This window comes from Kocuria sp. WN036 (assembly GCF_002287015.1).
Taxonomy (GTDB): Bacteria; Actinomycetota; Actinomycetes; order Actinomycetales; family Micrococcaceae; genus Kocuria; species Kocuria rosea.
On the sequence record NZ_NSKF01000022.1, the window covers coordinates 19066 to 30711 of the forward strand.

Below are 11646 nucleotides of genomic sequence, written 5' to 3' on the forward strand. Positions count from 1 at the left end.
CCCGTCGGCGGTCCCGGGCCGCGTCAGATTCCGGGGATCGCAGCGCCCTCGCGCACCGGGATCCGCGGACCGGTCAGCAGCACGGGGCCGTCGCCGGCCTCGGCGGCGGCGCGCTCGGCGTCGGTCGCGGGGCGGCGCTGACCGCGCTCGAGCACGTAGTCCTGGGAGTCGTCCGGGGCGGCGTCGTTGACGAAGGAGCGGAAGCGGCGCAGCCGCTCGGGGTCCTTCAGCGTCGCGGCCCACTCGTCCTCGTAGCGGTCCACGTGCCGGGCCATCGCGGCCTCGAGCTCCTCGCCGATGCCCAGGGAGTCCTCGACGACGACGGCGCGCGCGTGGTCGATCCCGCCCTCGAGCTCCTCCTGCCACCGGGCCGTGCGCTGCATCCGGTCCGCGGTGCGGATGTAGTACATGAGGTACCGGTCGATGTACCGGACCAGGGTCTCGTCGTCCAGGCCCTGGGCCAGCAGCTGGGCATGGGCGGGGTTCGCGCCGCCGTTGCCGCCGGTGTAGAGGTTCCAGCCGTCGGTCGTGGAGATGATGCCCACGTCCTTGCCGCGGGCCTCGGCGCACTCGCGGGCGCAGCCCGAGACGCCCATCTTGAACTTGTGGGGGGAGCGCAGCCCCCGGTAGCGCAGCTCCAGCCGCACGGCCATGCCCACGGAGTCCTGCACCCCGTAGCGGCACCACGTGGAGCCCACGCAGGACTTCACGTTGCGCAGCGCCTTGCCGTAGGCCTGCCCGGACTCGAAGCCGGCGTCCACGAGCTCCCGCCAGATCTCCGGCAGCTGCTCGAGCCGGGCCCCGAACATGTCCACGCGCAGGGCCCCGGTGATCTTGGTGTAGAGCCCGTACTTCCGGGCCACCTCGCCGAGCACGATGAGCTTCTCCGGGGTGATCTCCCCGGCGGGCACGCGCGGGACCACGGAGTACGTGCCGTCCTTCTGCATGTTGGCCAGCGCCCGGTCGTTGGTGTCCTGCAGGGCGCCCCGGCCGGAGTCGAGCACGTACTCGTCCCGCTGAGAGGCGAGCACGGAGGCGACCACGGGCTTGCAGATGTCGCAGCCCAGGCCGGTGCCGAAGCGGGCCACGACCTCGTCCCAGGAGGACAGGTCCAGGGCGCGCACGGCCTCGAAGAGCTCGGCGCGGGAGAGCTCGAAGTGCTCGCACAGCGCCCTGGAGACCTCCACGCCGGCCTTCGCCAGCTCCAGGTCCAGGGTCTTCTTGAGCATCGGGACGCAGGACCCGCACTGCGTGCCGGCCCGGGAGCACTTCTTGAGCTCGCCGATCTCGTGCACGCCGCAGGAGATCTGCTCCCGCACGGCCCCGGTGGTGACGTTGTTGCAGGAGCAGATCACGGCGTCGTCGGGCAGGTCCCCGGCCGGGGCGTCCACGCCGGAGGCGGAGAGGTAGGCGCCGGGCTCACCGGGCAGCTCCCGGCCCAGCAGCGGGCGCAGGGCGTTGTACGGCTCGGCGTCCCCCACGAACACCCCGCCCAGCAGGGTCCGCGCGTCCTGGGTGACCACGACCTTCTGGTACATCCCGCGGGCGGGGTCCGCGTAGACGACCTCGAGGCAGTCCTCGGTCTCGCCGTAGGCGTCGCCGAAGGACGCCACGTCCACGCCGGAGAGCTTGAGCTTGGTCGCGGTGTCGAAGCCGTCGAACGTGGAGCGCCCGCCGGCCAGCCGGTCGGCGACGATCTCCGCCATGGTGTTCGCGGGGGCCACGAGCCCCAGGCACTCCCCGTTCCAGGAGGCGACCTCGCCGATCGCCCACACGTGCTCCGCGGAGGTGCGGCAGGCCTCGTCGATGACCACGCCGCCGCGCGGGGCCGTCGCGACGCCCGCGTTGAAGGCCAGCCGGTCCCGCGCCCGGATGCCGGTGGCCACGATGACCAGGTCCGCCTCGAGGTCGGCGGAGTCCCGGAACTCGACGGCGCACACCTCGCCGTCGGACTTGCGCAGCCCCACGCCGGAGGGGCGCTCGCCCAGGTGCAGGCGCACGCCGCGCGCGGTGATGAGGGCGTTGAGGGAGCGGCCGGCGCCCTCGTCGAGCTGCGCGTTCATCAGCCACTTGCGGGAGTGCACCACCGTGGCCTCCGCGCCGAGCTCCTGGAGCCCGCCCGCGGCCTCGAGGCCCAGCAGACCACCGCCGATGACCACGCCGCGCGGGGTGCGCCCGTAGCGGGCGCGCAGCCGCTCGACCTCGGCGCGGATGGCCGCGACGTCGTCGAGGGTGCGGTAGACGAAGGCGTGGTGGGCGCCGGGGACGTCCAGGCGCGCGGCGTCGGAGCCGGTGGCGAGGACGAGCTCGTCGTAGCCGGTCACGGTCCCGTCCGCCGCGGCGACCGTGCGGGCCGCGGGGTCGATCTCCCGGGCCTTCACGCCCTGGCGCAGGTCCACCCGCGGGTCCTGCCACACCGTGCCCCCGCCCAGGGTGAGGTCGACCGCGCCCGCGGGGCCCGTCAGCGCCTTGGACAGCTGGACGCGGTCGTAGGGGACCCACGGCTCGTCGGCGAACACGGTGAGGCGCACGTGGTGGTCCTCCGCGGACAGCACCGCCTCCGCGAAGCGGTGGGCGGCGGGGCCGCCGCCGACCACGACGACGTGCTGGGGGGACTGCGGGGAGAAGGGGGAGCGCGGCACGGGGACCTCCGGGAGCTGGCGGGCGGCTGGGGCGTTGCCCCCGACTCTAGGGAGACGGGATTGCCCCGCCGTTGCCCCGCCGTTCCGGTCGCTTTTCGCTTCCCTCACCGGGGCCCCGGCTCCGTGTGAGCGGGCTTTGACCGGGGCGAAACGGCCCTGGAGCGCACCCGTCATCCGCCCCGCCTAACGTCGAGCACGACGTTCCGCCGAGCCGCAGGAGGCCCCTCATGACGACCCTCACCCCGACCACGACCGCGACTACGACCGTGACCGCGGTGGACGCGGCGAGCCGTGCCGCCGGCACCGAGTGGCACGACGTGTGCGCCCTGACGGACCTCGAGCCGCTGTGGGGCGAGGCCGCCCGGGTGGCGGGCCGCCAGGTGGCGCTGTACCGGGTGGACGCCACCACGGTGCTCGCGGCCGACCACCGCGATCCCCGCACCGGGGCCTGCGTCATGGCGCGAGGCATCCTCGGCTCCCGCGGCTCGGCCGTCACGGTTGCCTCGCCGCTGCACAAGGAGGTCTACGACCTCGCGACCGGGCTGTGCCTCACCGGGGACGGCCCCGCCCTGCCGGTGCACCCGGCCGAAGTGCGCGACGGGCGGGTGCTCGTCGGGCTGCCCCGCTGACGGCACGTCGTCGGGGTTCTCCCAGGTACTCCTTCGTAAGATGACCGGGTGACACGACAACACCCTCGGAGCGGTCCCCGGTGGCCCTGGTCCTGGCTGCCGCACCGGCACCGCCACCGCGGTGCGACGTCCCGGGGTGCCCGGCGGCGGCTGCGCCTGCTCGGGGCCGGCGCCCTGGCGCTGGTGCTCCTGCTCGTCACGACCGTGGCGCTCCTGGTCGGCCGGGACGAGGAGACCCCGGAGGCCGAGGCCCCCGAGACGGTCTCGTGCGCCCGCTACGGACTCGACGGCGTCCGGGTCACGGCCCGCGGCCCCGGCGGGCCCACGGACGGGGCCGTGCTGGACGCGCGCGTGTTCGGCCCGGGGGAGGAGCGGGAGGACCGCTTCCAGCTCGAGCACGAGCACGACGGGATCACCAGCTCCTACCACGTCTTCGCCGAGGACCTGGACTGGGACCGGCCGGTGGGCGTCGTGTACCACTTCCACGGGGACGGCGCCTTCGAGTACGAGAGCCCCCAGTACACCGCTTCCTGCCTGGCGGAGGTCGCGCGGGAGCACAACATGCTGCTGGTGGTCCCGCGGACCCCCGATCGTGCGGGGGAGATCACCTGGTGGGAGGAGCGGGACCTCAACGCGCAGTGGTTCCTCTCGCTCGTCGAGGAGCGGCTCGAGCCCGAGTACGACATCGACCGCTCCCGCACCTGGCTGACCGGGTACTCCGGCGGGGCCCAGTTCATCAGCCAGGAGCTGCTGGCGGACCACGTGGACCTCGTCCCGGGCGGCGGCGCGATCATGATGGGCGGCGGACAGGCCCCGGACCGGCCCTCCGCGGAGCCCACCTCCGAGCAGCTGCAGGAGCTGCGCCTGCGCTGGGACGTGGGCACGGAGGACGACGGGACCGACCCGCAGGCAGAGTTCGACGCCGTGTCCGCGGCGTGGGACGGGCACCACTGGTACGAGGAGCAGGGCTTCGAGCGCGCCCGCATCCGGTACCGGGACGGCGTGGACCACTTCGGGCTGCCGTACGCCCGCATCCTCCAGCGTGCGCTGAACGCCGCCGAGGAGGGCTCCCAGGAGCAGTCCTGACGTGCCCCTCGCCGGGGGGTCCTGGGTTTTTCCCCGGCCGGGGATCCGCTCCGCGTTTGCTCTAGTAAGCTCAGGCGTGCACCAGTGCGCCGCGAGCCCGTCGTCCACGACGGGCGGGCGGGCGCCGGGCGCCGTGCCGGGGGGCGCGGACGGGGCCGGGACCGGCACGGGTGCCCGAACCGATCGATCCGTGGGGGAACCGCATGTCCGCAGAACGCACGCCGCCGGCCGGGACGGCCACCGCCACCGGTGTCCCGACGGAAGGACCCGGGCGCGACGCCGCCGGGGCCCCCCGGACGACCCGCCGGCTCACCGGCGTCGACGCCGCCCGCGGCTTGGCCCTGTTCGGCATGGTCGCCGTGCACACGCTGCCCTCGTGGGACGAGCAGACGGGCGAGGCGAACCTGTCCTGGACCCTGTTCGCCGGCCACTCGGCCGCGCTCTTCGCCACCCTGGCGGGGGTGAGCCTGGCCTTCGCCTCCGGTGGGCGCACCCCTCGCACGGGACTGCGGATGACGGCCTCCCGGTGGGCCCTGGCCGCACGGGCTGGGCTGATTGCCCTGGTCGGCTTCCTCCTCGGCTTCCTCGAGCTGCCGGTGAGCAACATCCTCATCTACTACGGGATGCTCTTCCTGCTCGCCGTGCCCTTCCTGCGCCTGCGGACCCGGTCCCTCCTGGTGTGCGCCGCGCTCTTCGCGCTCGTCGCGCCCTTCCTCATGCAGTGGTCCGTCGACGTGCTGCCCGGCCTCGAGTACGAGAACCCGAGCCTCGTGGACCTGGTCGTCGACCCGGGCACCGTGCTCTCCCAGCTGCTCCTGACCGGCGTCTACCCCGCGCTGCCCTGGATGGCGTTCCTGCTGGCCGGACTCGCCGTGGGACGCACGGACCTCACCAGCCGCAAGGTGCAGACCCTGCTCGTGACGGTCGGGGCGGCGGTCGCGCTGCTCGCGTGGTCGTCCTCCGCCCTCGCGCTGCGGGTGCTCGGCGGCTACGAGGCCATCGCCGAGGGCACGCCCTGGATGGACGAGTCGGAGATCGACGAGGTGCTCGTCTTCGGCGGGGACCCCACGCTGCCCACCGACACCCTGTGGTGGCTGCTGATCTCGACCCCGCACACGAACACGCCGTTCTTCCTGGTGCTCAACGTGGGCTTTGCACTGTCCGTCCTCGGCATCTGCCTGCTCCTGGAGCGCGTGGCCGGCAGGGTCCTCGCGCCGCTCGCCGCGGCGGGCGCGATGACGTTCACGCTCTACACGGCCCACCTGCTCATCCTCTGGCCCGAGTACTACGACCTCGCGCCCGCCGCGTGGACCGCCGGCCAGATCGTGGTGTTCACGGTGTTCGCCCTGCTGTGGCGGCGGGCCCTGGGCCAGGGCCCGCTGGAGAAGGTGGTCACCCGGTCGACCAAGGCCGTCTCGCGCCGGGTCCTCGCCCGGGGCGGGGACGGGGTCCGGCCGCCGGCCACCTGAGCCCGTGCGCCGTCAGAGGCCCAGTGCGGCCTCGAGCTCGGCGCGGATCCGCCCGAGCCGCTCCTGCGCCTCGGCCCGGGCGGCGGGCAGCGCGGCCCGGCCGGCCACCGGGGCGACCACCTCGAGGTAGCACTTGAGCTTCGGCTCCGTCCCGGAGGGGCGCACGATCACCCGGGTGCCGTCCGCGGTGAGCAGGCGCAGTCCCTCGGTGGGCGGCAGCCCCGTCCCCGGGGCGGCGAGGTCGGCGACCTCGACCACCTCGGAGCCGCCCAGTGCCGCGGGCGGGGCGTCCCGCAGGGCGGCCGCCATGACCGGGATGCGGCTCAGGTCCGCCACCCGGATGCTCAGCTGGTCGGTCGCGTACAGCCCGTGGGCCAGGGCGAGGTCGTCCAGCACGTCCAGCAGGGTCCGGCCCTGCGCGCGCAGCTCGTCGGCGAGCACCGCCACCGCCACGGCCGCGCTGATCCCGTCCTTGTCCCTGACCACCTCCGGCGCCACGCAGTAGCCCAGCGCCTCTTCGTAGCCGAACGCGAGCCCCGGGACGCGGGCGATCCACTTGAAGCCGGTCAAGGTCTCCTGGTGCGCGATCCCCGCCGCGGCGGCGATCCGCCCCAGCAGGCGGGAGGAGACGATGGAGTTCGCGAACACGGCGCCTTCGCGGCCCGCGCACCGGGCCGCCGCGGCGTGGCCGAGCAGCGCGCCGACCTCGTCGCCGCGCAGCACCCGCCAGCCCTGCGCCGAATCCTCGACGTCGGCCCCGGGCACCGGGACCGCCACGGCCACCCGGTCCGCGTCGGGGTCGTTGGCCAGGACGAGGTCCGCGCCCACGGCGCGGGCGGTGGCCAGGGCCAGGTCCAGGGCGCCGGGCTCCTCGGGATTGGGGAACGCGACCGTGGGGAAGTCCGGGTCCGGCTCCGCCTGCTCCGGGACCACGTGCACGTCGGCGAGACCGGCCCGCCGCAGGGCCTCCGTCGTCGTGCGCCCGCCCACCCCGTGCAGCGGGGTGAGGACGACCCGCAGGGGACGTCCGGCGCCCGCGACGGCGGTGACCACGGCGGGGAGCACGGCGTCGAGGTAGTCCTGCTCGACGCTCGCGGGCAGGACGGTCCACCCGTCCTGCGCCCGGGGGATGTCCTCGACGGGCCCGACGGCCGCGATCCGCTCGGCGATCATCCGGTCGTGCGGGGCCACGATCTGGCAGCCGCGGGCCTCCGGCTCCACGGCCCGGCCGCCGAGGTAGACCTTGTAGCCGTTGTCCGCCGGCGGGTTGTGGCTGGCGGTGACCATGACGCCCACCTCCGCCTCGAGGGCCCGCACCGCCCACGCCAGGACGGGCGTGGGCAGCGGCGCGGGCAGCAGCAGCGTCTCGATGCCGGCGGCCGTGAACACCGCGGCGGTGTCCCGGGCGAAGACCTCGGAGCCGTGCCGGGCATCGTAGCCGACCACCGCGCGGGGCCGGGCGGAGCCCGCCGCACGGTCCGCCGGGGTCTGCACGGCCAGTACGTGGGCGGCCAGCCCCGCCGCGGCGCGCAGCACCACCACCCGGTTCATCCGCATCGGCCCGGCGCCCAGGGCCGCCCGCAGCCCGGCGGTGCCGAACTGGAGGGTGCCCGAGAAGCGGTCGGCCAGCTCCGCCCGTGCTGCGGCGTCACCGGCTGCGGCCGCCTCGACGAGGGCTGCCAGCTCGGCGCGGGTGGCGGGGTCCGGGTCGGCGGCGCCCCACGCGCGCGCGGCGTCGAGCAGCTGCGGGTCGGTGCGGTGGGCGGTGGTCATGGCGCGGCCTCCTGGGGGCGTCCGGTGCGCCGGGGTGCCGGGCCGGGAACCCGTCCCGGCCCGGGGCCGGTCAGAGCTGGGCGACGATGCGGGCGAGCAGTCCGGAGATCCGGGCGCCCGCGGCGCGCCCGGCCTCGAGGACCTCCTCGTGGGAGAGCGGGGTCGCGGAGATCCCGGCCGCCTGGTTGGTCACGAGGGAGATCCCGAAGACCTCCATTCCGGCGTGCCGGGCAGCGATGGCCTCCAGGGCGGTCGACATCCCGACGAGGTCGGCCCCGAGCACCCCGGCCATCCGCACCTCCGCCGGCGTCTCGTAGTGCGGGCCGGGGAACTGCGCGTAGACCCCCTCGTCGAGGGTGTGGTCCACCCCGCGGGCCAGTTCCCGCAGCCGGGGGGAGTACAGGTCGGTGAGGTCCACGAACGTGGCGCCCTCGAGCGGGGAGCGGCCCGTGAGGTTGAGGTGGTCGCTGATGAGCACCGGGGTGCCGGGGCCCCAGGAGGGGTTCAGCCCGCCGCAGCCGTTGGTGAGGATCATGGTGCGCGCCCCGGCGGCGGCCGCGGTGCGCACGCCGTGGACCACGGGGCGCACGCCTCGGCCCTCGTAGTAGTGGGTGCGGGCGCCGATCACCAGCGCGTGCCGGCCCGCGGCGGTGCGCACGGAGCGCAGCGTGCCCACGTGGCCCTCGAGGGCGGGCGGAGTGAAGCCGGGGATCTCCGCGGCCGGGATCTCGGCGACGGTCTCGCCGAGCAGATCGGCGGCCTGGCCCCAGCCGGAGCCGAGGGTCAGGGCGATCTCGTGCGTGTCGACCCCGGTGGCCCGGCGGAGGGCGTCCGCGGCCTCCTGGGCGAGCTCGAAGGGGTCGGCCCGGTCAGCGCTGTGCTCTGTGTCCACCCGCCCCAAGCTACCGCATGGTCCCGAGCCGTCCGGTGCGGCCGGGCCGGTTCCGCCGCCGGAGCGGCACCTGCAAGAATGGCCGGGTGACTGCACACAGCGAATTCTCCATCCAGAAGCTCGTCATCATCGGGGGCGGTCCGGGCGGCTACGAGGCCGCCCTGGTCGCCGCCAGCCTCGGGGCGGATGTGACCATCGTCGAGCGCCAGGGCCTGGGCGGCTCCGCGGTGCTGACGGACGTGGTTCCCTCCAAGACGCTCATCGCCTCCGCCGACGCGATGACCCGCTTCGCCGAGGCCGCGGACCTGGGGGTGCACGTGCGCGGGGGCAGCAAGGACGGGGACGAGATCAACGACCTCGCCGTGGACCTGGAGAAGGTCAACACCCGTCTCCTGCGCCTCGCGGCGTCCCAGTCCCGGGACATCAAGCGCGGGCTCGAGCGGGTGGGGGTGCGCGTGATCGCGGGCACCGGCCGGCTGCTCAGCCCCACCTGCGTGCAGGTCACCACCGACGACGGGCTGGAGTACACCCTCGACGCGCAGGCCGTGCTGCTCGCCGTCGGGGCTTACCCCCGGGAGCTGCCGTCCGCGAAGCCGGACGGGGAGCGGATCTTCAACTGGAAGCAGGTCTACCACCTCACCGAGGTCCCCGAGCACATGATCGTGGTGGGCTCCGGCGTGACCGGCGCGGAGTTCGCCTCGGCCTACCGGGGCCTCGGGGCCGAGGTCACGCTCGTCTCCTCCCGGGACCAGGTGCTGCCCGGCGAGGACGAGGACGCCGCGGCCGTGCTCGAGAGCGTCTTCGAGCGCCGCGGCATGAACGTGCTCAGCCGCTCCCGCGCCGACTCGGTGGAGCGCAGCGAGAACGGGGTGGTCGTCACGCTCTCCGACGGGCGCAAGATCGCCGGCTCGCACTGCCTGGTCGCGGTCGGCGCGATCCCGGCCACCGACGACCTCGGGCTCGAGGAGGTCGGAGTGGCCCGCGCCGAGTCCGGGCACATCAAGGTGGACGGCGTCTCCCGCACCACCGTGCCGGGCGTCTACGCCGTGGGCGACTGCACGGGCGTGCTCCCGCTCGCCTCGGTGGCGGCCATGCAGGGCCGGATCGCCGTGGCGCACCTCATGGGCGACGCCGTCAAGCCGCTGCGCACCCACCTGGTGGCCTCCAACATCTTCACCTCCCCGGAGATCGCGTCCGTGGGCGTGAGCGAGAAGTCCATCGAGGACGGCACCTACCAGGCGGACACCATCATGCTGAAGCTCTCCACCAACCCGCGCGCCAAGATGATGGCGGTCGAGGACGGGTTCGTGAAGATCTTCTCCCGCAAGGGCTCCGGCACGGTGATCGGGGGAGTGGTGGTGGGTCCCCGCGCGTCCGAGCTGATCTTCCCGATCTCTCTGGCCGTCACCCACAAGCTGCACGTCGACGACCTCGCCGACACCTTCACGATCTACCCGTCCCTCACCGGGTCGATCTCGGAGGCGGCGCGGCGCCTGCACGTGCACGTCTGATCCCCGCCGGCACGCACAACGGCCGCATCCCCCGCTGCAGGGGATGCGGCCGTTGCGCGTGCGGCGCCGGCGGGAGCGGGTCAGCGGCGGGTGACGACGTTCTCCATGTCGACGTCCTTGGTCTCCGGGGAGAACCAGAGGGCCACGAGGGTCAGCACGGCGCCGAACGCCAGGTAGAGGCCGACGGAGCCCACGCCGTAGCTCGCGTTGAGGGTGACGGCCACGTACGGGGTGATGGCGGCACCGAGGATCGACGCCGTGTTGTACGCGACGCCGGAGCCGGTGTAGCGCACGTTCGTGGGGAACAGCTCGGGCAGGATCGCCGACATCGAGCCGAAGGTCAGGCCCATCAGGGTCATGCCGACCACGAGGAAGAACAGCACGCGGCCCGTGCTGACGTCCGCACCGGTGCCGACCGCGGCCGGGTCCATGAGCAGGCCGAAGCTCAGCCCGAAGAGCAGGATCACCGAGGTGATGACCAGCTGCGAGCTGCGCCGGCCGAAGCGGTCCGCGACCCACCCGGAGACGGGCACCATGGCGGCGAACAGCAGCACGGCGAGCAGCTGCAGCACCAGGAAGTCCCGGTAGGGGATGCCGAGGCCGCCGTTGGCGGGGCTGCCGATGCCGTAGGAGAGGATCCACGCGGTCATCAGGTAGAAGAGCATGTAGGTGGCGAGCATGATGAACGTGCCCTGGACCATCTGCAGCCACGAGCCCCGGAACGCCTCGACGAGCGGGGTCTGGACCTTCTGCCCCTGGTCCAGGGCCTTCTGGAAGACCGGGGTCTCCTCGAGCTTGAACCGCACGTACAGGCCGACGACCACCATCACCACGGACGCCAGGAACGGCACGCGCCAGCCCCAGGTGAGGAACGGGTGGTCGGTGCCCTGCTCGGCGACCGAGACGAAGCCCATCACGATGGTCAGCACCAGGAAGAAGCCGTTGGCCAGGATGAAGCCGAACGGGGCGCCGAGCTGCGGCCACATGGCGGCGCGCGCCCGCTTGCCCTCCTCGGCGTACTCGGTGGCCAGCAGGGCCGCGCCGGACCACTCGCCGCCCAGGCCCAGGCCCTGGCAGAAGCGCAGGATCGTCAGGATGAGCGGGGCCCAGATGCCGATCGAGTAGTAGGTGGGCAGCAAGCCGATGAGGAACGTGGCGACGCCCATGGTCAGCAGGGCGCCGATCAGGGTGGCCTTGCGGCCGATCCGGTCGCCGAAGTGCCCGAAGATCACGGAGCCGATCGGGCGGGCCACGAAGGCCGCGGCGAAGGTCGCCATGGAGGCGAGCAGCTTGGCCGTCTCGTCCTCGCCCGTGAAGAACAGGGCGGGGAACACGGCCACGGCCGCGGTGGCGTAGACGTAGAAGTCGTAGAACTCGATCGTGGTGCCCACGAGGGAGGCCAGGATCACCCGGCTGCGGGGCACGCGGTCGGACAGGGGGAGCGAGGGGGAGGACGCGCCGGCGGCGTCCTGCCCGGTCACCGGAGAGGACATGGGGAAACCTCGGTCGTAGCAGTGGGTGGGGACAAGATCCCGATAGTACGCCCGGCTGTCCGTATAGCGGGTGGCCCGTCTCACATCCTGGAACGACGACGAGGTCGGGGACGCGCTCGACGACGACGCCCCTCCCGGGTGTCGACCGGTC

8 protein-coding genes are annotated in these 11646 nt (G+C 73.9%); 4 read left to right on the plus strand and 4 right to left on the minus strand.

What is annotated here, in order from left to right; genetic code table 11:
• Positions 1-23: 23 nt before the first annotated feature.
• On the minus strand, positions 24-2642 hold the full coding sequence (nirB, locus tag CK505_RS13445) for a nitrite reductase large subunit NirB (RefSeq protein ID WP_095651384.1): 2619 nt from the start codon (positions 2640-2642) through the stop codon (positions 24-26).
• Between the two features lie 227 nt (positions 2643-2869).
• On the opposite strand from nirB, the gene nirD reads away from it, so the two are divergent.
• The 3 genes from nirD to CK505_RS13460 all read left to right on the plus strand — a co-directional run bounded on the left by nirD (position 2870) and on the right by CK505_RS13460 (position 5826).
• Positions 2870-3271: a nitrite reductase small subunit NirD gene (gene nirD / locus CK505_RS13450; protein ID WP_095651385.1), complete on the plus strand. Its 402-nt coding sequence runs from the start codon at positions 2870-2872 to the stop codon at positions 3269-3271.
• Positions 3272-3319: 48 nt separating this feature from the next.
• Positions 3320-4357 carry a hypothetical protein gene (locus CK505_RS13455; protein WP_017834219.1) on the plus strand — a complete coding sequence of 346 codons (1038 nt, stop codon included), beginning with the start codon at positions 3320-3322 and terminating at the stop codon, positions 4355-4357.
• 203 nt (positions 4358-4560) lie between these two features.
• The gene (locus CK505_RS13460) at positions 4561-5826 is read left to right on the plus strand and encodes a heparan-alpha-glucosaminide N-acetyltransferase domain-containing protein (RefSeq protein WP_095651386.1); all 1266 of its coding nucleotides are present in this window, start codon (positions 4561-4563) and stop codon (positions 5824-5826) included.
• Between the two features lie 12 nt (positions 5827-5838).
• On the opposite strand, the gene CK505_RS13465 is transcribed toward CK505_RS13460, so the two are convergent.
• Both CK505_RS13465 and CK505_RS13470 read right to left on the minus strand, forming a co-directional pair.
• Positions 5839-7599 (minus strand): phospho-sugar mutase, encoded by a 1761-nt coding sequence (locus CK505_RS13465; RefSeq protein ID WP_095651387.1) that lies wholly within the window; start codon positions 7597-7599, stop codon positions 5839-5841.
• Positions 7600-7669: 70 nt separating this feature from the next.
• A complete protein-coding gene (locus tag CK505_RS13470) occupies positions 7670-8491 on the minus strand; it encodes a purine-nucleoside phosphorylase (RefSeq protein WP_095651388.1) in 822 nt (273 codons plus the stop codon).
• A gap of 86 nt (positions 8492-8577) precedes the next feature.
• On the opposite strand from CK505_RS13470, the gene CK505_RS13475 reads away from it, so the two are divergent.
• Positions 8578-10002 carry an NAD(P)H-quinone dehydrogenase gene (locus CK505_RS13475; RefSeq protein ID WP_095651389.1) on the plus strand — a complete coding sequence of 475 codons (1425 nt, stop codon included), beginning with the start codon at positions 8578-8580 and terminating at the stop codon, positions 10000-10002.
• An 80-nt stretch (positions 10003-10082) separates the two neighbouring features.
• On the opposite strand, the gene CK505_RS13480 is transcribed toward CK505_RS13475, so the two are convergent.
• Positions 10083-11495 (minus strand): MFS transporter, encoded by a 1413-nt coding sequence (locus CK505_RS13480; protein WP_035926473.1) that lies wholly within the window; start codon positions 11493-11495, stop codon positions 10083-10085.
• Between the last annotated feature and the right edge of the window lie 151 nt (positions 11496-11646).